Origin of the sequence: Tenacibaculum sp. Bg11-29 (assembly GCF_002836595.1) — a bacterium.
Taxonomy (GTDB): domain Bacteria; phylum Bacteroidota; class Bacteroidia; order Flavobacteriales; family Flavobacteriaceae; genus Polaribacter.
In genome coordinates this window covers 3,710,880-3,735,461 of record NZ_PJBB01000003.1, presented here as the reverse complement: position 1 = coordinate 3,735,461, position 24,582 = coordinate 3,710,880, and the positions used below count along the sequence as shown (strand labels likewise).

Here is a 24,582-nt window from a genome sequence, read left to right as displayed (position 1 = left end):
CGTTGGCATTAATTAGACGAAAATGAGTGAAATTCAAAATAAAATGTTTCTAGAAATTAGAGACAAAGAAATATTTAACCAAACGCAACAGTATTCTTTTGAATACTTAGAAAGTGTTTTTGATCGAAATGTTTATCCAACAGAAGAAGCACTCGAAAACTTATCTATATTTAATGAAGAGCTACCAGCTAATTCTACAAACGCTAAAAATGTAATAGAACAATTAAATAAATATGGAAGTCCTGCAACAACAGCAACACTAGGAGGAAGGTATTTCGGATTTGTTTGTGGAAGCGCAGTTCCTGTAGGTTTAGCAGCTAAAAATTTAGGAACTTATTGGGATCAAGCCCCAGCAATGAATGTATTGTCACCCATAGGAAGTAAACTAGAATCGGTTGTTGAGAAATGGTTAGTAGATTTATTTAATTTACCAAAAAATACATCTGCAGGCTTTGTTAGCGGAACATCTACAGCTAATTTATGTGGTTTAGCTGCTGCAAGATATCGTATTCTTCAAAGGAATAATTGGGATATAAATAAAAAAGGGCTTAATGGTTCACCTAAAATAAGAATTGTAACAGGAAAACAAGCACATTCTACAGTTTTAAAAGCAATAGGGATATTGGGTTTCGGAACAGAAAATATTGAATGGGTAGCTGTAGATAGGCAAGGTATAATTATTGCCGAAGCTATTCCTGAATTAGATGAAAATACAATTCTTATTTTACAAGCAGGTAATGTAAATAGTGGCGCATTTGATGATTTAGAAACTATTTGTGAAAAAGCAAAAAAAGCAAATTCTTGGGTGCATATTGATGGTGCATTTGGTTTGTGGGCTGAGGCAGTAGAAGAATTGAAGTACTTAACAAAAGGAATAGGAAATGCTAGTTCTTGGGCTGTGGATGGACATAAAACCCTGAATACACCTTATGATTGTGGAATTATTTTATGTTCAGATCAAGAAGCAATGACTTCAGCACTTCACATGTCAGGAAGCTACATTATAGAGAGTTCTGAAAGAGACGGAATGTTTTATACACCCGAAATGTCTCGTAGGGCTAGAATAATTGAATTATGGGCTATAATGAAGTATCTAGGAAAAAATGGAATTGATGAAATGATTCTGACGATGCATAAAAGAGCCAAACAGTTTGCTGAAGAAATAGTAAAAATAGAAGGTTTTTATGTTGAAAATGATGTTGTATTTAATCAAGTAATTGTTAGGTGTAATTCTGATGAAATTACTGAGCAAGTATTAAGTAATGTTCAAATGTTAAGAGAATGCTGGCTTGGTGGATCTGTATGGTTTGGTAAAAAGGTAATGCGAGTAAGTATTTGCTCTTGGGCAACAACTGAAAATGATATATCAAAATCAGTAAAATCATTTGCAAAAGCGTTAGCATTAACTAAAACAAACAAAGAACTGGGATAAAATAAAACACTTTCATTAAATTTATTAACTGTTTTTACTTTCGTTGATTTCAGTAGAATAAATCGTTTTATAGATAAAGAACTCCTATATTTTAATGATATAGGAATTCTTTATTTTAGTAATAGATACAGATAGGTGCTAAAAACAGTAAGTATTAGTGTGAAAGAAGAAAGTTATTGCTACTAAAAGCTATGACTTAACATGTAAACATGATATTAAAAGATGAATTTTTTCTTGACCAAATTTTCACAAACTTGATTTACTCGGAAAGCACAATTAACTTATACAATCATATAAGATTACAGTTACCTTTAGCCCTTAAAATGCCTTATATAGTGTACAAATTATCAATCTAAATCAATTTTAACCTGTAGCCTATTTCAGGATAAGGCATATAAAAGTGATAGATTAAAATAAGTAAACTAACATAAAGTTTACCATTAATTTTGCGTAACATTATAATAAGCTTAAAAATAGTGTTATTAATTATTTTTAGGCTTTTTTTACGAGGACAAATTAGTGAATTGTTTTAATATTATAACTGAAAAAAATTACTTGAATCAATAACAAATAAAATTTAAATGAAAAAGACAATTAAAATTATATTTTTACTATTAATGAGTTTTTCTTTAAAAGGGTATACTCAAAATTCGAATGAAGTGATAGTCCTAAAATATAGAATGGTTGAATTGTTTTCAGAAGGTTTATCAGGTGTTGAATTAAACGATAAATGGGGGTTTGTAAATAAAGCAGGAAAAGAAGTTATTCCCTTAAAATATAATTATATAAGAAAATTTTCAGAAGGATTTTCAGAAGTTAGAATAAATAATAAATGGGGTTTTATAAATAAAAGAGGAAAAAAACTAACACCTTTAAAATACGAAGGTGTTTATAGTTTTTCAGAAGGATTCGCAAGGGTTGGGTTAAATAATAGGTGGGGGTTTATAGATAAAACAGGTAAAGTAGTTATTTCTATAAAATATGAAGAAGTTACTAATTTTTCAGAAGGTTTATCAGGTATTAAATTCAAAGGAAAATGGGGGTATATAAATAAAAATGGAGAGGAAATAATTCCATTTATATATGACAAGGTTAAAGATTTTAAAGAAGGTTTAGCAATCGTTTTATTAAATAGAAAAGGTGGTTTTATAGATAAAAGTGGCAGAAAAGTAACACCCATAAAATATGATTATATAGATGATTCTTCAAGGGGTTTTATATGTGTTAAATTAAATGGGAAATGGGGATTTATTGATAAAAGAGGTAAGGAAATAACACCTTTAATATATGACGATGTAAATGGTTTTTTAGAAGGTTTAGCTCATGTTAAATTAAACGATAAATGGGGTTTTATAAATGAAAAAGGAGAAGAAATTATTCCGTTAAAATATAATTCCGTTTCTGGTTTTTCAGAAGGGCTAGCTTGTGTGTCTCTAAATGGTAAATCAGGTCATATAGATAAAAGTGAAAACAAAATTACTCTCTTAAAATATAAATTTGTTTCTAGTTTTTCAGAAGGATTAGCAGGGGTTTCTTTAAGTGGTAATTGGGGTTTTATAGATAATAAAGGGAAAGAGGTAGTGTCTTTAAAGTACGATCACGTTGAAAAGTTTTCAAATGGTGTTTCTATTGTTAAGTTAAAAGATAAGTATGGCGTTATAGATAAAGCAGGAAAAGAATTAACACCTATAAAATATGATAAGATTTATAAATTTGAACAAGGTATGGCTATGGTTATACTAAATCGTAAAAAGGGATTTATTAATATGAAAGGAAAAGAAGTTATTCCTGCGAAGTATTATAGCGCACAAAATTTTAATGACGGTTTAGCTCTTTTTAATTTAAAGGGTACATGGTACTTTATAGATAAAACAGGTAAAATGTTAATTGAAGTTCGAAAGCCAATAAAATCAGGCTATGTAATAGATGGTCAATAAAATTAATACTTGTTTTAATTTTAAGCTTTATTATTATTATTATTATTATTATTATTTCAGAAAATTATTTGGCTATATTTATTACAAAACCTATAATTAACGAGGGGTTTAGTATTTAAACCAAAGTGAAAAAGATAAAACAGTATAATTTTTTTTAGTTAAGTCTTAAATAGAAAAAACTTACTTTTTACTCTACGACTTAGCATAGCTAAAACATTATTGTGTCTAATATTAAAACCTATATACTTAAAAAATAATGCTATTCATTTCTTTAACTTTTTTGAATTTAGTATATGTAATCTTTTTAGGTCTACGAAAAAAATATTTTTTAAATGAAACTAAAGAATACTTTTACAAAATATCTATAGAAACGTTATTTATGAGTATAGTTATTGGCTTATTAGAAGGGAGTTCGTATTCTCATGGTTTTGATATACCATGGTGGGGTTTTAGTTTAATTAGTTTTGTACTTATATTAAGTTTTACTTGTTTGTTTATAGGAATGCTTAAACTAAAAAATAAATTGTATTCAATGATTAAAACAAATTTTGATTAATTACATCTTAAAAAGGATAAAGGAGAGTAATAGACTAAATTTAAATCTCGTATTTTTTTAAAATGAAAAATATAATCAAAAAAATACTGATTGTAATTTTATTCAATAGTTTAACATCTTGTTCTCAAAATAAAAAAGTAACAATAAATCAGGTTAAATTTTATTCAGAGATAAGTTACCAAGCTGAAAAACAAAATGGAATTCAATGTAAACATATGATAATTTTAGAGAAACAGTTAAAAGAATAAGATGAAAAAAATCAATAGAATAATGACAAATATCTGTTCTGATAATTTACCAGAAAGCAGAAATTTCTACACAAAATTATTTGACTTTAATGTTGATTTTGATAGTGATTGGTTTATTCATTTAATCTCGAAGGATAAAAAACTTGAATTAGGGATAATAGACCGAACAAATGATATTGTGCCGAAGGATTTTCAAGACAATCCACAAGGATTTTATGTAACGTTTGTGGTTGATAGCGCAGACGAAATATTTCAAATAGCTGAATCGGAAAACTTTGAAATTATAAGTGAGCCTACTGATACATTTTACGGTCAAAGACGATTATTACTTAAAGATCCGAATGGAGTTTTAGTAGATATATCTTCTCCTATTGAAGGATTTAATTTTTAAGGTAAAAACTGATTGTAGGTTTAATTAAAAGCAAATTAGGCTTTTTCTTAAGTCATAACTCTAATTAAAAATCCTTTTTAAATTTGACCTTTTTTCATAAGTTATTGAGCTGTTTTAGTAACTTGATAAGATAACTCTCAGAGTATTTTTGCATCAAATATAATAACAATACTAAAACAATGATTATGAATATAACATTAAGCCAAGCGGAAAAAGCAATCATAGCAGCAAAACAAAAATCTAAAGCAATTAAAACAAAAATGAACATTGCAATTGTAGATTCTGGAGCAAATTTAGTGTCATTTGTAAGAATGGATGGAGCTTGGTTAGGTTCTCTAGATATTGCTATTAAAAAAGCAAAAACAGCTCGTTATTTTGATATGAATACTGGAGTTATAGGAGAGTTATCTCAGCCAGGACAGCCATTATTTAACATCGAACATTCAAATAATGGATTAATTACATTTCCAGGAGGTGTACCAATTAAAAACGCAGCAGGCGAAATTATTGGAGCTATTGGTGTAAGCGGAAGTTCAGTTGAAAATGACCACGTAGTTGCAGAAGCTGGAGCATCAGTAATTTAATAACTTACAAATTAATTTAAAGAGGGTAGCTAAAACTAATTATTCTCTTTTCTTTTTAAAAAGGATATGAAAAAATATTTAGCTGAGTTTATAGGAACATTTGCTTTAGTTTTTTGTGGTACTGGAGCAATAATTGTAAATGAACAATCTAATGGAAGTTTAGGATTAATAGGAGTAGCATTAACTTTCGGAATAATAATTAGTGCTATGATTTATGTTTTCGGAAATATTTCAGGAGCACACATAAACCCATCTGTAACTATAGCATTAGTAATTGGAAAATTATCATCAAAAAGAGAGGCTGTGTTTTATATTTCAGCTCAAGTATTAGGAGCTGTTTTAGCAAGTAGATTACTAAAATTTACATTTCCTGAAAACTTAACATTAGGAATTACAAAACCTTCAGGAGAATTATTACAATCTTTTATAATCGAATTTATTTTAACTTTTTTTTTAATGCTTACGATTTTAGGTGTAACATCTAAAAAAGAGTTTTCTAATATTGCAGGATTTATAATTGGATTGGTTGTAACAGCAATCATTCTTTTTGCGGGAACAATTTCTGGAGGCTCATTTAATCCTGCAAGGAGTTTGGCGCCTGCAATTGTATCAGGAAACTTTACTGCTCTTTGGATTTATATCGCAGCGCCCATATTAGGTGCAATTTTAGCAATGTTAGTTTGGAAAATATTTAATAAAGTAGAAAATAACAGGTAACGAATAACTGTAATGAAAACTAAACAAGATATTTATTTTAGGTAAACAGATACCTATTTTTTTACATTAAGTTAATCCTTATTTTAATTGTAAAACTTTGTTTTATTAATTTATTAGTGATTATGAGCTAAAGGTGATTTTATACTCTTTCTTTTTTGAATATAAAATATTTACACGATTTATTGTGTTTATAGGCATTGAATGAACAGAAAACAAAAGTTTTCGGAACTTTATGTTTCATGCAATACTAATTTTGTTTCTTATATATCTTAACAAATAAAATAATAAAAAGAGCCTTCTTTTATGTTGATTTACACATATTATTCTATTAAATTTGAAATAAAAAATAAACGTTGGGTTTTAGATAAGCTAACGTTGCGTGCACATTAAAAGATTACAAATACCATCCTATTAAATGCAAGAAATCACCATTCGTAAGATAAAAGAATCTCATTTTCCTGCGAGCTTTGATATTATTAACCTTGGAGATTTACTTGTAGATATAAATATGGAAGAGGGATTGCATCGTCATGATTTTTTTTTCCTTATGGTATTAGAAGAAGCAAGTGGTAAGCATCATATTGATTTTAATAGTTTTTCCATAGCTTCAAATACCATTTTTTTTATCCGCCCTGGGCAAGTTCATGAATTAATTCTTGAACAAGGCAGCAAAGGCTATCTTATTACATTTGACGCTAACTTTTATTCGTTTAGCAGTAACCAAGAAAAAGAGGTTTTTCGAAAGGTAATTCAACATAATTATTACAATTTTGATAATGAAAAGTTTGAAGCTGTTTTATCAATTTTCAAATATATCTTTAATGAATTTACTCAAAAAAAAACAGGGTATAAAGAAGTGATTAAAGCAAATCTAAACGTTCTATTTATAGAATTGATGCGAGATATTATGAAAAATAATACGCAAAAAAAACAGAACGATCCATACGAGCAAGAGTTACTTGAAAAGTTTGTGCAATTATTAGAAAGTAAAATATGTACAAATAAACAAGTAACTGAATATTCTAAAATGTTACACATTACACCTTATAAACTAAATGCTATTACCAAAAAAATGTTTGGAAAAACCAGTTCTCAATTAATAAATGAACAAATTATTCTTGAAGCAAAAAGATTGTTGTTAGCAACATCCAATCAAATAAATGAAATTGCATTTAAATTATGCTATGAAGATCCTGCATATTTTATTCGGTTTTTTAAAAGAAATACGGGATATACACCTCAGGTTTTCCGGCAGAATTTTAAATAAGTACAATCCCTTTTGATATTTGTCCTATCAAGATAATTGGATTGCGAGTCATCTTTGCAAAGAATTTAACAATTTAATATAAAAGATGAATGCAATATTTAAAATCGTACTAATAGGAATTGGGGGTACTATTACAATGGATGTTTATGCCTTTATTTTAAAACTATTCAAAATTAAAGGGCTTGATTATAAATTTCTAGGTCGTTGGATTGGGCATATTTTTAAAGGGAAATTTAATCACAATAAAATATTTGATGCTGTACCTATTAAGTACGAGCAAATTATCGGGCAAGTAAGTCATTATTCTATAGGGATAGCCTTTGCTTTTTTACTAGTAATTGTTTTCGAAAAAAAATGGCTAGATAATCCTTCACTTTTCCCAGCTTTAGTTATTGGTTTGCTAACAATGATTGCCCCTTTTTTTGTAATGCAACCTGCATTTGGTTTTGGTGTTGCAGGTTCAAATTTACCAGATCCAAACAAAGCTAGGTTAATGAGTCTTTTTATTCATTGCGTATATGGTATTGGTTTATTTATAACAGCTTTCGTTTTAAGTAAAACTAAACTTACTGATTGAAACGAATACATAGCAAGTAAAGTAAAACACAAGTTATTTTTAAGGCTTGTTTTTGCTTTTTAAAAATTAAATTAAGAGAGCTTATAATTAACTACTATATCATTTTTTATTAAGATATTTGAACACAAATAAGTTGTAATAATTTTTTTAAAAAAAACTATGAAAAATAGAATAATAGGCGTTTTAATGGCGCTAGGGCTAATATCGTCTTGTAAAAATGCTGAAACTGAAAAAAATGCAGATGACTATAATAATAGAATTGAGTTTACAGATGGCAACGGGAATAAAATTTCAAAAAAAGAATTAGCCACTTCAACAGGAAGATTTAATTATGAAATTTATGGAGTAGAAGGGGTGTCTGATTTAGCGAAATCATTACATAACCAAGCAAGACAATTAGGACAGGCTGGTGATTATACTAGTGCAATTAAAAAATTGAATGAAGCTAATAAAGAAGTACCTAATTGGCCATATCCGCTTTATGATTTAGCATATACTTATTTATTGCTAGATGATCACGAAAATGCTTTAAAGTATTATCGAATTACAAACAAAATGGCACCTAAAGGATTTTATACGTCTAAAACTGCTTTGCATACGTTAGAACGAGAAAATAAAGGTGAATTAAAAAAAGGGTTATATAAATCATACTTATCTCTTCAGTGGATAAATAACCTTACCGAAAAAAAAAAATTATAAAGCTATTAGTTAAAAAGTATCCTTCTTTTGCACCAGCTTGGAAAGATTATTCAGATTTATTAGTAAATGAAGAAAGGCTAGCGGCTATAGAAAAAGGACTTGAGCAAAATTCAGATGTTGAAACAAAGGGGATTTTACTTATTAATAAAGCACTTGTAATAAATGAGAAAGGAAATTTAAAAGAAGCAGTCGAACTATTAACCAGCGTAATTTTTGATTTAAATGCTACTTTAGGAAATGTTGAAATGGCAAAATTTGTTTTAAATAATATTTCTGAGAATAAATAATTGGCAGTGATATTGTATTTAAAGTGATAAAATAATGGTGTACGTATAAAACGGTAGGTAAGTTAGAATGGTTAATGAGTGGAGGCTGAGACTACTTATGCATTATCTGATTTATTAATAACACTCAATAAACGAGATTAGATAAAGAATGATATAAATTCTGAATAGCCAATCTGTGTTAGTACTGTAGCATGATATAAGTTTTGTATATAAATGAGTTGCTGTTAATTTGAAAACTACTTATTACTAGGTATGTTTTTAATTATAATTTCAGTTTAATTTTAACGATTCATAACTAAATCAAATAAATATGAAAAAACGTTTCAAACAGTTTGGGTTTGCTTTTATAGCATCTATTGCTTTATCAAGCTGTGTTAATTTAAAGCACGTTAATCAATTTTCTTCAACATCATTAAAAAGTATAAAAACTTTTGAGAAATTAAATTATAGTTTTACACAAAGTTGCATTGACAGGTGTGTTATTGAAAGCTTCAATAATTTAAGAATTGATTTTAAAGAATGTGATTGTAAAATGGATAAAGTTGCTGATAGCATTACTTTAAAAATTTATGGATCAATAGGTGGTTATTTTAATAGTTTAGCAAAACTATCTGATAATGGTCTTACAGCATATAAGACTGAAATTTTGGAAACTGCGTTGACTGAAGGAAATTTTGGATCAATTACAATCGATAAAAAGCATGTAGTGTCTTATTCTAAAATATCTGAACTATTAATTGGAGCATTTACTGATGGTTACAGAAGAAGTAAGTTAAAGAAATATGTTAAAAATGCTAACGAACCTGTAAAAGAATTGATACGGTTTTTAGATTTTAATATTTCTGAAAATCTTAAGGGAAAATTAGCTGTTAAAAAAAATAGGGTTAAGGCGGTTTATTTTGATTTGTTAGCAGAGAGTTCTCTTTCTACTGTAGAGAAGAGGAATTCGATTGAAAAATATTATACTGAAATTAATAAAATTAATAAGCAACAGAAAAAATTAGAAACGTATTCAAAGGCTTTAAATAAAATATTAAAAGGTCATCAGAAACTATATGATAATATAGATAAATTAAAAGTGAAAGAAATTAAGCAATCTCTTTTTCAGTATGCAAGTGAAATCAATTTAATAATTTCAGAATTTAAAAAAATAGAAGAATAAGATGGCTAATTTAACTTCACAACAAATAAACGTGTTGGCTAATAATTTTTTAGCATTGGCACAAGCAATAGGAGAATATAGGTATACTAATTATGAATCTTTAACAGATAATCAAAATATGGTTCTTCGTGATTCACACAGGCGTACACTCGACTATTCTGATAATTTATTTACGCTGTCTGCAACTTTAGTAATGAATGATGTTGATGATTCACTGGCTAGATTAGATGCAATAACGCATGAAATAAAGAATACCTATGAATCACTATCAGATGTTCAAAAAGCGATTAATATAGCGGCAACTATTGTAACGTTAGGAGCTTCTGTTTTTAGTTTAAACCCACAAGCAATAGTTGATGCATTGTCTAATTTTACAGCTGCAATAGAGAATTAATAGAGTACTTCTAGATTATTTTATTATTAAGATATTTCAATATATTAGTATGCTATAAAGAAGCGTGAAACTTCTTTTATTTGGGTAATTATTCAGATAAATAGAAGTTTTTTTTCTAAACAGGTTATATACTATGAGACCAATAAGGTTTGAAAAATGTAAAAAAGGACAAATATTTGAATATCATTTTACCAGAAAGATGATCAACTAATTATTGACTTAGATGAACACTTTGGTAATAATAAAATACTTTAGAGAAATTGGTGTAAAAGTTCAATATATCTAATTTCAAAAAGTAGAGAATATTTTACCCTATAAGCTGTTTATTTGGGAGTTAAGTGAAAATGAAAGGTTACTTGGTAATGGAATTTACAACGTATTAGATTTCAAATATAAAGAGAGTTAAGAAATCTCAAAGTATGGTTTACATGAAAAAGAGAACATTGATATGAAAAAAATATAAAATGAATTGGATTTTTAAGAATTTACACCTTCTTATTTCTTTGTTGATAGTTATACCAACAGGAATAATTTACGGTTCGCCATCAATTTTACAAAAGCAATTAGATATTCAAGTAAACACTATCGACCTTTCAAATATGCTGAAAGCAAATATGTGCTTGTATCTTGGGGTTTCACTCGTATGGATTTTAGGAATTTGGAAAACCCAATATTGGAAACGAGCTACCGAACTGAATATATTATTTATGTTAACGCTTGCAACAGGACGTGCGCTGAGTATGATAATAGATGGGGTATCATCAGAAGGTTATATTTTTGGGATTATAGCGGAGCTTGTGCTAGGTGTTTTTTCGGTTTATCAGCTTAAAAAATATAATGTAGTTACGTGTTATTAAATATCATTAAAATGAAAATTAAACAGCTTTCAGAATCAATTTGGACTATTGACAATTTTTTGACTCCAACAGAATGTAATAACCTTGTTTTGTTTAGTGAGCAAAAAGGGTATGAAGAGGCAACTGTAAGTTTAACTTCAGGAGCTAAAATGATGAAAAACATTAGAGACAATTATAGATTAATTCATTTCGATGTTGCTTTAGCCAATAAATATTGGGAGAAGCTACTTCAATTCTGTCCTAAATATATTGAGAACAATGAAGCTGTTGGATTAAACGAACAATTTAGATTTTATAAATATGAAGCAGAACAAAGGTTTAAAAGACACATTGATGGTAGATTTAGACGAAGTGAATTTGAAGAAAGTAGAATTACCTTTATGATATACTTGAATGATGATTATATAGGTGGTCAAACGAAGTTTAATGATATAATTATAACACCAAATATAGGAACAGCATTATGTTTTATACACGAACAAAAGCACGAAGGTATTCCTGTTAAAAAAGGGGAGAAGTATGTTTTAAGATCGGATGTTATGTATCGAAGAATAACGAATGTATAGTAAAAAGTTGAAGTGAAATTCTGTATTTCCAACTTATATAGGTTGGATAATGAGATATGGATTCCGGATATAAATAATTTGGGATCAATTGAATAAAACTACACATATTTAAAAGGAAGAGCGATGAAAAATTTTCAATTATTACTATTTATTTTACTATTAATATTAGTTTCTTGTGAAGAGAGATTTAATGGTAAAGATGAAGAATCTATAAAAATCTCGATAGAAAAAATTATAAAAAAACTTAATCAAATAGAAAGAGCTAATTTATCTAAAGCACTGGATATTCTTACATTTGAAGCTTATCGATTAGAGGGTGGAAAATTAAATAAATATAAGGGGAAATCTAGCAAGGACATTTCATTTGAAATGATTGACGGGTTAACGTATTCAGCAGTATTGAATTTAGCGGATGTTATCTTGAAGAATAATAACAAACGAGATATTAAAGAGTCAACAAAAATAATTGATAGCTTAAGTCTTAAAAAAACGAAACTGGTAACAATTAGTAACCAACTTAACCTATTTAAAATAAGTTCAGTTAAAATCGTTGAATTTGTTTTTATGGATAAATTGACTCCTAAGTTAGAGGTAGAAATGGAATATACAGGTAAAAACAAACTTGTAGGGAAGAAGTCAATAATGTATCTAGTTGATACCAAATATCAGTACATTCGTATGGAATATAATTATGAAAGAGATTTAGAATGTGGTGATATACTAAAAGGAAGTGTGATTTTAACGTTAAAAGGTGAAGACTATCCAAAAAAATTTCCGGTGGAGAATCCAATTTTTTCCGATTATGGAGGTGAGTTTAATGTTAGTGTCAAGAGTTTGGTTATCGATGGAAAGACAGTTGAAATGCCTGATGGAAATATTTTGAAAATTGAGACTGAAATAGAAAGAAATATAGAAAAGTTAAAAGGGTTAAAAAATGAAAAATAAACTTTGTACAAGTTGAAATTCAGGGATAAATGAAAATAAACATTGAAATTAATGATTTAACTGATTTACTGAAAATTTAGTAAATAATCTAGAGTAAAAAAAACTATAGCTAGTAAGGGTTTTAGTGGTAGTTTCAAAGTAAATACATGTAATAAACTCATGGGGAGGTGTTCCCCCTTTGGGTGTATCGTTATAACGCTGAGTAGAATTGTAAAAACCCAAGTTTTCCTTGGGCAAAATAATATTCTAAAAATTAAATTTCGGAAATATTGTTTCCGCTTACAGTTGAAAAGTATTTAATTAGGAAAGAGAAACTCGACAGTCAAAGCGCAATAAGAATTGTAGATAAGATGGGATTAAATTGAATGATAAGTTTGAAAGGATTGGTCTTATCAATAGAAAATCGCTAATTATAAAAGCTCTTTTCGAAAAAAATAATTCTATTCTTATTTATCTTATCTTAAGAAAAATCTCTCTAAAAGTTATTAATAGAACACTTTCTAAAAAATTAATTCATAGCTCTCGTGGAATGATAATTAAGAAAGTTATAAATATTATCTTATCATTGATTTTTCTAATTATTACTTCACTAATTTGGGGAGTAAAACAAGCTGATTTAGCATTGTTTATAGGTTCCGTTTTAACATTTGTAGGAGTTGCCTTTTTTGCTCAATGGTCGTTACTGTCAAATATTACTTGTAGTATTATCTTATTTTTTAATCACCCCGTTAAATTAAATGATTCTATTATTATACTAGAATCAAAAGACTATGTAATCGAAGGCAGAGTTGTTGATATAGGTTTATTCTTTGTGACACTTGAAACAAAAGAATCTGGAAAAATTACTTTACCTAATAATATTTTTATTTTAAAAAGCATTAAGAATATTACGAATGAAATTAAAATATCAAATGATAATGTTTAACTTTATTTAGCCTAAAACTAAATCAAACTCTAAAAAATGAAAAATGAAAAAGCTTACATCAAATATTGGACTTTTAACTAAAATGATTTTTTTAGTTATAATTATCTGGATCGTTTCAACAATTCTAATAATATTTGGTCTTGATAATTGGTCTGACAGAGGTACTTTTGGTGATTTATTTGGAGCGGTAAATGCTTTGTTTTCTGGATTAGCTTTTGCAGGACTGATTTACACAATAGTATTACAAAAACAAGATTTAGAATTACAACGGAATGAAATTACTTTGAACAGAGCAGAACTTAAAAAGACTGCTAAAGCACAACAGAATTCTGAAAAAGCATTGATTGAGCAAGTTGAACAAATGAAAAAAGCATCGAAATTAAATGCGCTAAAAACATTAATTGACTATTATAATATTCAAATTGATAATTCTAATAATACTCCTGAAGTTATATTAAAAGCGAAAGAAAAAAGAAGAGCTACGATTAAAGAAATAGATATACTAATTGATAGAATAGAAGATGACGATTTAGAATAAATCAAGATATAGCAATAGTAACCGTTACATAAGCCTATAATTATAAAAATGACGATCATATAAGCTCTTTTTAGGACTTGTTTTTTATAATTTTATCTTTATTTTTTAAAACAACATATATAGTGTAAAAATTATGAGTGTAAATTGTAGCTATATTTCAGAACTAGAAAACGTAAAAAATACAGACTAATGCTTAATGTAAATTAAGTTTATACATTTTTATTATGAAAAAAATAATTTATTTCTTTATTATACTTTTAAGTTTAAATCAACTTAAAGCACAGGTATCTATAATCACTGACCAATTTAGTTCAATGATTACGAATAGGGGTTGGGATTATTCAAGTGACAGAAAGCTGTTTGAGGTAGAGTTAAATGATAAACTTACAAAAAATTATGTAGTTGTTTCTAAAAATAAAAGTGGAGCTGAAAATGATATACTTTATATAGAGAAGTTTACAAAAAACAAAAAAGCAACATTTATTAAAGGATTTGTAAAAACATTTTCTATAAAGTTTACACATAAAACAAATTTAAGTCTTTCTTTTGTTCGTAATAGAATGATGTATAAAGACATTGATAAAGATGGAAATGTTGAGTTTATTTATATAATTAAGGAACAAGAAAATGGAGTAAATAGCCCATTAATGAAAATTATTGGACTAATTATGTATAAAAACAAAGCATATAAGTTGTGGGTTCATGCTAAAGAAAGTTTTAAAACGACACATTTTGACGAAAACTTTAAAGAACTTCCTGAAAATGTATCTTCCGAATTTTTAGAATTTTGGGATAAACTTAAAAAAGAATAATTTAGTTTTATTATAAAAAAGTTATGCCCCTTAAGTTATAGAATTAATTTTCTTTAATGATAAATAAAAATAGAGTGTAAGTATAATTATACTTGTTCTATTGATAATATAAAGATTGCCTATTTTTATAGTAATTTTGTAAAACAATAAGTACCAGTTTAATAAATGAGAATCAAATCGATAATATTAATTGCTTTTCTTATTATGTGTAGCTAAAATATAAAGGATTTAACATTAGAAGAAAGTATTAGAGCTGTTGTGAATAAAAGTTCTATTAGGAGAAAAGAAAAAGTAGAGAAAATTGTTATTTATAAAAGTATTCCAATTCCTGAACTTATAGGGTTTGTAAAAGAAATTGAAAAATCTTATTTGATTTCTATTACTTTAAGATTACGAAAAAAGCTAATGAAATTTGGCATGAACAATCGACTAAATTAACTATTAAATTTTTCAAAAACGCTAAAAGTATCTGGGGTTATTTTTACAGAGATAAAAATGGAATTGATACAATATCTGAAGGCGTAATAGAGCAATGAGAATTTGAAAACGAAGAAGATGCAAAGAAAGCTTTAGAGCAAATTCAATCTGTTGGTCATTTGGTTTATTTTAATACAGAGCCATTTCATTGTAGCGTAAAGAATTACTTAATTACATTTAGAACAAGAGCTATGGGATTTAGTTACGACCAGAAAAAAGTATTTGAAGAATTTAAATCTAAAATTGAACCTTAAAAACAACCAAGGTAAAATCAAAATATTCTTAAATTTTCACAAAACACCATATATTAACTACTTAAGTTTTATTGTCAAGCTGTTTTTTCTGTGTTTTGTACATGTTTATTTCTTGAAATAAAAACTGTACATTGAGTGAAGCTATGTTTTTGTACAGAAAAAAATGAAAAAAATGAAATAAATAGAAATGTACAAGTGATGTACATTTTTTAAAACTGAAAAAAAACTGTACAAAAATGATAAAAGAAATAAGAAAACACTTTGATGCAAGAATTATATCTCTAGCTAATTATTTAGGCGTTTCTTTCGAAACAATGCAATCGATATCTGTACATCGTAGAAGCTATAGTTTTGAAGGAATGAACAAATTGTTAACACTGTAGAAAGCCTTGTCTTTAAAAGCTCCTTTAAAAGAATTACCTGGTGCAGGTGATTTTTTTATGGCAGAAAAAAAAGCTGCTGAAAAACCTTTAAATAAATTGTTAGCTACAAAAAAGAGAAACTTATATATACGAGAAACATCTTTACAAACATTAGAAACAAAACGAAAAGCTTGGCAAAGGGGATTGCATACTTCTATTAAGTTGCTAGAAAAAAGAACGTTAACCAATAGTGATGTAAAATGGGTCGATTTACGTAAAAGGCATTTAGAAATAAGATTAGCCGAGAATACTTATTTTAAAGAGATAGAATTAAAAGCAAAAACACATAGCTTAAAAGCTGAGGTAGCTTACATAGCAGCTTTTATTGCTGAGCAAAATAATGGTAATCTTTAATAATGGTGTCTACAAAATCTACTGGGTTTTGTTTTGTTGTAATTCCTGTTACTTCTATAATTTTTAAATGTAGTTTTGAAATTACTTTATGATTTCTTTTTTTTCTAGCATCATTATATACCTTTTTTATGGTATGCATATCATCATCACTTAATAATGTTGCTTGTGCGTAAATAGGCGTATAATTATCAGATATATCATTCGCAATAGTATCTCTTAAAGTAATTCTTTTCTTTTCAGTAATAACAGTAGTACCAGCGGCTAAATCGCCAAGTCGCTGCCCTTTTCCGTTTAAAAGAATTGTTAAAACAGCAACAGAACCACTAGCAAGGCTAAAATCGATAATTCGCAATAACCAACGAATTAAATAACTACCAAAAGTAGGTTTAGAGCCGTCTATTTTTACAACCCTAGTTTGGTTAAAAAATTTACCAGGAGTTTGCCCGTTCATTAAAATTTCAAAAAGTAAACTGTAAAAAAAAGTAGGCAAACCTAAAAGAAGGTATAAGCTCATATACTCCATGCTAGGTACCATATTTAGCATCCCCATTATTAAGAATATAATAATATAGTAGCCAATAATAAATAAAGCATCGATTAAATAAGAACCAATACGGGTAGTAACATGGGCTACATTTTGGGTTATAGCAATATTTTGAGCAGTTTCTATTTGAAAATTATCCATTAATTAGTTTTTCATTTTTGTTGTTGATAATTCTATAACTTTTTTTAGATTAGCGAAGATAAAAATATTCTATGAAAAGAGAGAGTTCTCATAAAACTTGCTATAATTTATTTTTTAAATGAGAGAAGCTGCTTTTGTAAAAAAAAATAAAGAGAAATGGCAGCTGTTTGAAGATGCGTTGTATAATAAAACGAGCCTTTCTCCTGATAAATTATCAGATTTATATGTTGAGTTAACAGATGATTTAAGTTATGCTAAAACCTTTTATTCAAAAGGGAATACCTTGGTATATTTAAATGCAATAGCTGCTACAGCACATCAAAAAATTTATAAAACTAAAAAAGAAAGTAAAAATAGATTCATTAGTTTTTTTAAAACAGAATTTCCATTATCATTTTACAAACATCAAAAGCAATTATTAATAGCTTTTAGTGTCTTTGCCTTTTTTAGTATCGTGGGTGCTTTCTCATCAGCAAATGATGTTGACTTCGTACGCCTTATTTTAGGTGATAGTTATGTAAACATGACTTTAGAGAATATTGAAAAAGGAGATCCTATGGCCGTTTACAAAAAAGCCAATGAGGTTGATATGTTTATCGGAATTACCATAAATAATATAAAAGTAGCCATGTATGCTTTTGTTTTAGGAATGTTATTCTCTGTAGGAACCTTATATATTATGATGCAAAACGGTATAATGTTAGGCTCATTTTTATATTTTTTTTATGATAAGAATTTACTTTGGGAATCTTCTAGAACAATTTGGATTCATGGTACTATAGAAATATCAGTAATTATAATAGCTGGTTGCGCAGGTTTAGTTTTAGGAAACGGATTACTATTCCCCAAAACCTATTCTAGATTAGAATCCTTTAAAAGAAGTATGAAAGACGGATTAAAAATAATGGTAAGTAGTATTCCGTTTTTTATAATCGCTGGTTTTTTAGAAGGTTTTGTAACCCGCCATACCGAAATGCCTGATTGGTTAGCAATTCTTATCATTTTATTATCATTAGCAAGTATTATATTTTATTACGTTATATATCCATTTCAATTACACAAAAAACAAAAAACAAATAACCAATGCATAAAGAGTACATAGAGTTTAAAAAAGAAAGAGATTTAGGTGCTATTATTAGCGATGCTTTTAAATTTATACGATTAGAAGGGAAAGAATTTTTCTTAACAATTTTTAAAATAGCTGCAATACCAATTTTAATAGCCGTTGCCGCAATGTTTTATTATATGACAGCTATCCCATCATTAGCTACACAAGAAGTAGGTGGTATAATGGGGATGTTTTCAGCAATGCTTTTAATGATGGTTGCTTATCTCGTAACTTTTGTTGTTATTAATTTAGCAGGAATGCATTATATAAAATCGTATATAGAAAATAATGGACAGGTAAATCAAGAAGAAATTACAAGAAAAACAAAAGAACGTTTTTGGTCTTTTATGGGATTTGGAACACTATCTGGTATTGTAATTGTTATTAGTTTTTTACTATGCTTTCTTCCTGTATTTTATACTTGGACAGTATTATCTTTAGGAGGCTCTATATTAGTTTTTGAAAACGAATCAGGAACATCAGCATTTGGTAAATGTTTTAGTTTTATTAGTGGTCATTTTTGGGAAACTTTTGGGGTTATAATAGTTGTAGGGCTTTTAGTAGGTATGTTAGGATACATTTTTCAAATACCAGCAACGATATATCAGTTTATTCAAATGGGTATAGGAATGAATAGTGAAGATCCTACAGCGGTATTTGGTTTATTTAGCGACCCTATTTATTTACTATTAAATTTAGTTTCTATTTTAGGACAACTAATGTTTTACTCAATAACACTAATAACGAATGTGTTTTTATATTTTGATATAAATGAGCAGAAAAACTTAACAGGAACCTTTGAAAAAATAGACGGCTTAGGTCAGTAATAATTTGAAACACTTACTTTTTTATATAGCATTTTTATTGCTTTCTTTTTCTGTGTTTTCACAAACAACAACGAAGGAAGTTAAGTTTGATGAAGCATTTATTGAGCAACGAAAATTTGATGCAAAAAAAATAGAAGCATACAAGCAACAAGATGATTTTATATATGTTGTTGAAAAAAGAGAACCTACTATTTTAGAAAAAGCATGGAGCTGGTTTAAACGAAAGGTAAAAAGCATACTGTCTTATATTTTTGATGATATTAAACCAGCTGTGGGTTTTTTATGGAGTCTGTTTAGAATTTTACCGTATGTAATTGCCGTTTTAGTACTGTACTTTATTATTAAGTTCTTTTTAAAAGTAAATGCTAGCAATATTGTAACAGGTAAAAAAGCGAAGTCGATTGTAAACTTATCTGATGAAGAAGAATTAATAAGAGATAGAGATTTACCAAAATTAATAAAGGCGGCAATAAGCGATGGGAATTACAAATTAGCAACGCGTTATTATTATTTACTGTTATTAAAAAAATTATCAGAAAAAGAGTTGATTTCTTGGCAGCAAGAAAAAACAAATGAAGATTATATAAAAGAAGTTTCATCAAATAAAAATTTGCATAAAGAATTTAAAGAAGTAACACACTTATACGATTACGTTTGGTACGGAGAATTTTTAATAGATAAAGAAAAGTTTTTACAAGCAGAAGTTAGTTTTAAAAAAGTGATTGCTAAAATTTAAGAATTTGGATAAAAAGCTAAAAATATATATTGGTTTATTGGTGTTTATTGTACTTGGTATTATATACATCGAATTGATAAAACCAAAAGAAATTAATTGGTTTCCAAGTTATGACGCGAAGCATAAAATACCATACGGAACCTATATTTTGCATAAAGAAATGCCCTCACTTTTTGCTAATAAAAAGGTAAGAGACGTATATCAAAGTCCGTATTTGTTTTTAAAAGATTCAATAAATAAAGGAACTTATTTTTTTGTTGATGGTAAGCTAAATTTTGGAGAAGAAGAGTTTAATGAGTTGTTAAAATTTGTAGCAAGAGGAAATGATGTTTTTATAGCTACTAATGGCTTAAACTTAGATACATTAAACATTAAAACAAAACAGTTAAGTACTACTGCTTTTGAAGAAAAAGCATACCAAAAGATAGTTAATAAAAAATTAGATGCGAATGAGTATCATTTTGATAGAGATTTTCCGAAAGCCTATTTTTCGAGTGTAGATACTTTAAAAACAACTGTTTTAGGAGAGTTGCTTATTAAAAATGAAAAAGATTCCATTGTAAGTCATAAGCCTAATTTTATTAAAACAGAATTCGGAAGAGGGTCTTTTTACTTACATACATTTCCGCAAGCATTTACCAATTACAATATGCTTTTAGATACCAATTATACCTATGTAGCAAGTGTATTATCGTATTTAAATAGGAATAACAATAATAGTTTAGGAGAACAGAATACGAGTTCTAGTAATAGTACAATTCTTTGGGATACGTATTATAAAACAGGGAAAAGCGGAATAAGTTCGCCAATGCATTATATTTTAAGTTCAAAACATCTTAAGTGGGCCTATTATATGGCTTTAATTGGTGTGTTGTTTTTTGTGATTTTTAAAGGGAAAAGAGATCAACGACTTATACCTGTAATTACGCCTTTAAAAAATCAAACATTAGCCTTTACCAGAACCATTGCGAATATGTATTATGAAAAATCAGATCATAAAAATATAGCAATTCATAAAATTAATTACTTTTTAGAATACATAAGAATTACACACCGGTTATCAACTTTAAAAATTGACACCATTTTTTATGAAAAATTAGCGAGTAGAAGTGGAAATTCGTTAGAAAAGGTTGAGGTTTTATTTAAAAAGATAACTATAATACAATCAAAAGAAAAAATTACCCAAGAAGAGTTGATTGTCTTGAATAGGGAGATTGAAGTGTTTAAAAAATAAAAAGACAGTAATTGATATGAAATTGAGCATAACGATAATTACTTTGTCATTAATATTATTTTCTTGTAGCGATAAAGACGATGCTGATATAAAAATAACCATATTAGATAAGGAAATTAATGTTCCTTTTTATGAAGAAAATTGGAATAATATTAATTACATTAATAATTATAAAAATCAGAAGGTAGTAAGGGTTAATTTTAAAATTGAAAATACAAGTAATAGTAATTATCTTTTTTGTCCTATTTCAAAAGATTTAATTAAGGGAAATGCACCATTTAATGCTTTTCCTACCCCTTTAAAAGGACTTAGTTTAAATAATTTTATAATTAAAGATGAGACAGGTAAAGTAATAGAAAGTGAAATAGGAAATGTTTTAGGCGGACAAAGTGAATGTGCAGAAGAGTTAATACAAAATACAAACCTTTTTTTTAATAAAATGGGAGATAGCATAAGTGATTATGATGCTATGTATAAAGGATTAGTTTCAAGAAGTTTATTTATAATTCCAAATAAAGCTACACTTTATTTTCAATCATATATAGGCTTACCAATGAACGTAACTGATTTTGAGATGTCAGATATAGAAGTGATTGATATAAAATCAGAAAAAAAATATTCAATTCAAATGATATTTTCAGCGGATAATAAAGTTGTGAAAGAGAGATTAACAAATGGATATAAGAAAACGCTAAAAGAAGGAGGTTTTAAAATTTTTAATGGAAGTATATATTCAAATAAAATACCTCTAATAATTAATAACACTAAAGACAAAAAATAAATACTTAAAAAGTATCTTACCTTATAATGATAGAGTATAATAAGTATTTATTAGATAAAAATAATACTATTAATATAATTTTTTATTTTAGAGTATTGAGTATAAAAAATTATTATGATCACTAAAGTGTATTAACAACAATTTTTAGAGTTAACGATAAAAGGAATTAAAAATGATTAAAACAGGGTTCTTACTAGTTATACTTTTCTTTAATTTAGGGTTAGGATATCGTTTACCTATTAATGCCTTAGGGAGAAACTCTATTAGTTCATTAAAGTTAACAGAGATTGGTGAATTTGGTTTGCTAAGAAAGGAAAGACCTCACGTTCCAGCTCATCTTCATACAGGAATAGATATTAAGAGACCTACAAATAATTATCAAAATGAACCAATATATCCAATATTTGAAGGAATTGTAATTAGTAAACGTCAAGATGGACCATATGCACAATTGATAATTGAACATGGAGGAGATCACAAATTTTGGACAGTTTATGAGCACATTTCAGGAATAGAAGTAGATTTATTTGATTCTGTAAGTACAGAAACTAAAATAGCTAGATTCATGAATAGAAACGAACTTAATAAGTATGGATGGCAATTTGATCATTTTCATTTTGAAATTTTAAAAGTTCAGCCTATTAAATTAAAGCAAAATAATTTAAATCCAGAAAGATTATTTTCGTCGTATACTTTGGTAGCTTACACGAAAGAGGATTTAAACAAGTATTTTTATGATCCGTTAGATTTTTTAGAGAAGCATTTAAATTGATGAATTATAGCACTGTTATCATGCGAATTTTGTTTGTAACAGTATAAATAAGTGTTAAAGGTATGTATTAATAATGGAGAAGGTAGAGTTGAAACGCTAGTATTAATAGAGGATTAAATGCTTTTAAAAGGAAAGGTTATGGATTATGAGTTAAGGGTAGAAGAATTAATAAAGGAATTAAAATTAATAAGGCGTTTAGAGTTACAAGATGTTATTTACTTAGAAGTAACGGAAGACTTAACTGAACTTATTTGGAGTAATGAATGTTTTGTTTTTCAAGTTTTTAAAAGAGACGCTAGTTATAAAAAGTTAACATATATAGAGTTTATTGAGGGGCATCTAACAAAAGAAAATTTTCCCGAATTATTTATAGAAAAAGAAGTTGTTATTGATGATGTAATTAAACGTATTAAGAATAATAAAATAATAGAAGCATGTGATGTTTTTGATTTAAAAAAAATTAAATTACCTAATGAAAGTGTTCACATATCTTATTTTAATTATACATATAGTTCTTTTGTTGTTGTAACCGAAAGTGCAAAAGTAGTTGATGTTTTTATAAAAATTTTAGAAACTATAGGTCTTTCAAATAAGAGGTTACTTAATAATAAGCTTTTAGAGGTAGTTATTGATTTAAATTTTTCAAGAAAAAAAAATGATTCAAGAGAATTTATCAATTGAAAATATAAAAGGTATAAATGATTTTTCAGATTCGATTAAGAAAGAAAATTGTGTTAGATTTGAGTTTATCAAAATATTAATATCATTAAATTTTGAAGATGATGTTTTGGTAGAGAAAACAGAAATTTTACAGAAATCAGTTTCTTATGTTATTGAATCTGATGATATAAAAGTGATTAATTTTTTAGCTAATGTGTTAGAATTTTTAGCTGTTAAATATAATAGAATGTTGTATGATAAGAATTTGGAAGTGATTAGTACTCCATACTAATATAATACTTAGAGTATAACAGGATGTGTAAAGTGAATAAAGAGTACTCAAGAATAGATAAAGAATAAAAAAATAAGAGCATGAATACAGATAATAATCAAACAACAGAAACGAATGAATTGTTTTCTAGTAGAATAGATTTATCAAAACTAAAAGAAGCTGTTGTTAATATAAAAGAGCAGTTGGCTAAAGTAATTGTTGGTCAAGAAGATTTTATAGAGTTGTTATTAGTTTCGTTATTAGCAGACGGACATGTGTTAATTGAAGGAGTACCAGGAGTTGCAAAAACAGTTACAGCAAAATTGTTAGCAAAAACTATTGCAACCGATTTTAGTAGAATTCAGTTTACGCCCGACTTAATGCCTTCGGATGTATTAGGAACGTCTATTTTAAACATGAAAACGTCTAATTTCGAGTTTAAAAAAGGGCCGATTTTTTCAAACGTTGTATTAATTGATGAGATAAACAGAGCACCTGCAAAAACCCAAGCAGCATTGTTTGAGGTAATGGAAGAAAAGCAAATTACCATGGATGGAACTCAATATAAAATGAGTCCGCCATTTATGGTTTTAGCAACACAGAATCCTATAGAACAAGAAGGAACTTATGCATTACCAGAAGCACAATTAGACCGTTTTTTGTTTAAGATAAATGTAGGATACCCTAGTTTAGAAGATGAAATTAAAATAATTGCAGCGCATAACGATCGAAAAGGAGCATTACCACAATCAAAAATTGAAGCTGTATTAACAGAGGCAGATTTATTAGAATACAGAAGTAAAGTATTTGAAGTGTTGGTAGAAGAAAAAATTATTAAATACATTGCGCAATTAATTTCAAATACGCGTAACAATGCACATTTATATTTAGGAGGGTCACCAAGAGCAAGTATTGCAGTATTAATGGCGTCAAAAGCATTTGCAGCGATTAACGGGCGTGATTTTGTGATTCCTGAAGATGTAAAAAAGAGTATTTATCCGGTATTGCGTCATAGAATTATGTTAACTCCAGAAAGAGAAATGGAAGGAATGACGACAGACAAGGTTATTGAGATGATTGTTCAATCTGTAGAAGTTCCGAGATAGT

The 24,582-nt window shown here is 27.6% G+C and carries 30 protein-coding genes; 29 read left to right on the top strand and 1 reads right to left on the bottom strand.

Annotated features, from left to right (window positions below; genetic code table 11):
* The first annotated feature begins 22 nt into the window (after positions 1–22).
* The 20 genes from CXF68_RS16890 (at position 23) to CXF68_RS16795 (ending at position 16,401) form a co-directional block, all read left to right on the top strand.
* Entirely contained in the window at positions 23–1,432 is a 1,410-nt protein-coding gene (locus CXF68_RS16890) for an aminotransferase class V-fold PLP-dependent enzyme (RefSeq protein WP_101046287.1), read from the top strand.
* A 581-nt stretch (positions 1,433–2,013) separates the two neighbouring features.
* Entirely contained in the window at positions 2,014–3,369 is a 1,356-nt protein-coding gene (locus tag CXF68_RS16885; RefSeq protein ID WP_101046286.1) for a WG repeat-containing protein, read from the top strand.
* 379 nt (positions 3,370–3,748) lie between these two features.
* Entirely contained in the window at positions 3,749–3,925 is a 177-nt protein-coding gene (locus CXF68_RS20690) for a hypothetical protein (protein ID WP_157821978.1), read from the top strand.
* A gap of 62 nt (positions 3,926–3,987) precedes the next feature.
* Positions 3,988–4,173 (top strand): hypothetical protein, encoded by a 186-nt coding sequence (locus tag CXF68_RS16875; RefSeq protein WP_101046284.1) that lies wholly within the window; start codon positions 3,988–3,990, stop codon positions 4,171–4,173.
* A 1-nt stretch (position 4,174) separates the two neighbouring features.
* Positions 4,175–4,564, top strand: a complete 390-nt coding sequence (locus tag CXF68_RS16870; protein ID WP_101046283.1) for a VOC family protein — start codon at positions 4,175–4,177, stop codon at positions 4,562–4,564.
* Between the two features lie 185 nt (positions 4,565–4,749).
* On the top strand, positions 4,750–5,148 hold the full coding sequence (locus CXF68_RS16865) for a heme-binding protein (protein ID WP_101046282.1): 399 nt from the start codon (positions 4,750–4,752) through the stop codon (positions 5,146–5,148).
* Positions 5,149–5,214: 66 nt separating this feature from the next.
* A complete protein-coding gene (locus CXF68_RS16860) occupies positions 5,215–5,865 on the top strand; it encodes an MIP/aquaporin family protein (RefSeq protein WP_101046281.1) in 651 nt (216 codons plus the stop codon).
* Between the two features lie 415 nt (positions 5,866–6,280).
* Entirely contained in the window at positions 6,281–7,132 is an 852-nt protein-coding gene (locus CXF68_RS16855) for a helix-turn-helix domain-containing protein (protein WP_101046280.1), read from the top strand.
* An 85-nt stretch (positions 7,133–7,217) separates the two neighbouring features.
* On the top strand, positions 7,218–7,709 hold the full coding sequence (locus CXF68_RS16850; protein ID WP_101046279.1) for a DUF2938 domain-containing protein: 492 nt from the start codon (positions 7,218–7,220) through the stop codon (positions 7,707–7,709).
* A 159-nt stretch (positions 7,710–7,868) separates the two neighbouring features.
* Positions 7,869–8,408 (top strand): M48 family metallopeptidase, encoded by a 540-nt coding sequence (locus CXF68_RS16845; protein ID WP_101046278.1) that lies wholly within the window; start codon positions 7,869–7,871, stop codon positions 8,406–8,408.
* Between the two features lie 597 nt (positions 8,409–9,005).
* Positions 9,006–9,857, top strand: coding sequence for a hypothetical protein (locus CXF68_RS16840; protein WP_101046277.1), 852 nt, complete (start codon positions 9,006–9,008; stop codon positions 9,855–9,857).
* Between the two features lies 1 nt (position 9,858).
* Positions 9,859–10,251, top strand: a complete 393-nt coding sequence (locus tag CXF68_RS16835) for a hypothetical protein (RefSeq protein WP_101046276.1) — start codon at positions 9,859–9,861, stop codon at positions 10,249–10,251.
* Positions 10,252–10,715: 464 nt separating this feature from the next.
* A complete protein-coding gene (locus CXF68_RS16830) occupies positions 10,716–11,108 on the top strand; it encodes a DUF4345 domain-containing protein (protein ID WP_101046275.1) in 393 nt (130 codons plus the stop codon).
* 11 nt (positions 11,109–11,119) lie between these two features.
* Entirely contained in the window at positions 11,120–11,674 is a 555-nt protein-coding gene (locus CXF68_RS16825; RefSeq protein ID WP_101047573.1) for a 2OG-Fe(II) oxygenase, read from the top strand.
* A 123-nt stretch (positions 11,675–11,797) separates the two neighbouring features.
* On the top strand, positions 11,798–12,619 hold the full coding sequence (locus CXF68_RS16820) for a DUF6694 family lipoprotein (RefSeq protein WP_101046274.1): 822 nt from the start codon (positions 11,798–11,800) through the stop codon (positions 12,617–12,619).
* A gap of 529 nt (positions 12,620–13,148) precedes the next feature.
* Positions 13,149–13,544: a mechanosensitive ion channel domain-containing protein gene (locus CXF68_RS16815; RefSeq protein ID WP_198553844.1), complete on the top strand. Its 396-nt coding sequence runs from the start codon at positions 13,149–13,151 to the stop codon at positions 13,542–13,544.
* A 43-nt stretch (positions 13,545–13,587) separates the two neighbouring features.
* Entirely contained in the window at positions 13,588–14,082 is a 495-nt protein-coding gene (locus CXF68_RS16810) for a hypothetical protein (RefSeq protein ID WP_101046272.1), read from the top strand.
* A gap of 224 nt (positions 14,083–14,306) precedes the next feature.
* Positions 14,307–14,894: a hypothetical protein gene (locus tag CXF68_RS16805; protein ID WP_101046271.1), complete on the top strand. Its 588-nt coding sequence runs from the start codon at positions 14,307–14,309 to the stop codon at positions 14,892–14,894.
* A gap of 967 nt (positions 14,895–15,861) precedes the next feature.
* Positions 15,862–16,008, top strand: a complete 147-nt coding sequence (locus tag CXF68_RS20685) for a hypothetical protein (RefSeq protein WP_157821977.1) — start codon at positions 15,862–15,864, stop codon at positions 16,006–16,008.
* A gap of 6 nt (positions 16,009–16,014) precedes the next feature.
* Positions 16,015–16,401, top strand: coding sequence for a hypothetical protein (locus CXF68_RS16795; protein ID WP_101046269.1), 387 nt, complete (start codon positions 16,015–16,017; stop codon positions 16,399–16,401).
* On the opposite strand, the gene CXF68_RS16790 is transcribed toward CXF68_RS16795, so the two are convergent.
* A complete protein-coding gene (locus CXF68_RS16790) occupies positions 16,370–17,086 on the bottom strand; it encodes an RDD family protein (protein ID WP_101046268.1) in 717 nt (238 codons plus the stop codon). The genes CXF68_RS16795 and CXF68_RS16790 overlap by 32 nt on opposite strands.
* Positions 17,087–17,204: 118 nt before the next feature.
* On the opposite strand from CXF68_RS16790, the gene CXF68_RS16785 reads away from it, so the two are divergent.
* From CXF68_RS16785 to CXF68_RS16745, 9 genes are all read left to right on the top strand, one after another.
* Positions 17,205–18,188: a stage II sporulation protein M gene (locus tag CXF68_RS16785; RefSeq protein ID WP_101046267.1), complete on the top strand. Its 984-nt coding sequence runs from the start codon at positions 17,205–17,207 to the stop codon at positions 18,186–18,188.
* The gene (locus CXF68_RS16780) at positions 18,170–19,021 is read left to right on the top strand and encodes a hypothetical protein (protein WP_101046266.1); all 852 of its coding nucleotides are present in this window, start codon (positions 18,170–18,172) and stop codon (positions 19,019–19,021) included. The genes CXF68_RS16785 and CXF68_RS16780 overlap by 19 nt, the downstream gene beginning before the upstream one ends.
* 4 nt (positions 19,022–19,025) lie before the next feature.
* Positions 19,026–19,757: a DUF4129 domain-containing protein gene (locus CXF68_RS16775; RefSeq protein ID WP_101046265.1), complete on the top strand. Its 732-nt coding sequence runs from the start codon at positions 19,026–19,028 to the stop codon at positions 19,755–19,757.
* Positions 19,758–19,761: 4 nt separating this feature from the next.
* Positions 19,762–20,991 carry a DUF4350 domain-containing protein gene (locus CXF68_RS16770; protein ID WP_157821976.1) on the top strand — a complete coding sequence of 410 codons (1,230 nt, stop codon included), beginning with the start codon at positions 19,762–19,764 and terminating at the stop codon, positions 20,989–20,991.
* Between the two features lie 16 nt (positions 20,992–21,007).
* On the top strand, positions 21,008–21,772 hold the full coding sequence (locus CXF68_RS16765) for a hypothetical protein (protein ID WP_157821975.1): 765 nt from the start codon (positions 21,008–21,010) through the stop codon (positions 21,770–21,772).
* Between the two features lie 172 nt (positions 21,773–21,944).
* Positions 21,945–22,544, top strand: a complete 600-nt coding sequence (locus tag CXF68_RS16760; protein WP_101046262.1) for a M23 family metallopeptidase — start codon at positions 21,945–21,947, stop codon at positions 22,542–22,544.
* 117 nt (positions 22,545–22,661) lie between these two features.
* Entirely contained in the window at positions 22,662–23,225 is a 564-nt protein-coding gene (locus tag CXF68_RS16755) for a hypothetical protein (protein WP_101046261.1), read from the top strand.
* Positions 23,200–23,496 (top strand): hypothetical protein, encoded by a 297-nt coding sequence (locus CXF68_RS16750; RefSeq protein ID WP_101046260.1) that lies wholly within the window; start codon positions 23,200–23,202, stop codon positions 23,494–23,496. Before CXF68_RS16755 ends, CXF68_RS16750 begins: the two co-directional genes overlap by 26 nt.
* Before the next feature lie 80 nt (positions 23,497–23,576).
* The gene (locus tag CXF68_RS16745) at positions 23,577–24,581 is read left to right on the top strand and encodes a MoxR family ATPase (protein ID WP_101046259.1); all 1,005 of its coding nucleotides are present in this window, start codon (positions 23,577–23,579) and stop codon (positions 24,579–24,581) included.
* Position 24,582: the final 1 nt, after the last annotated feature.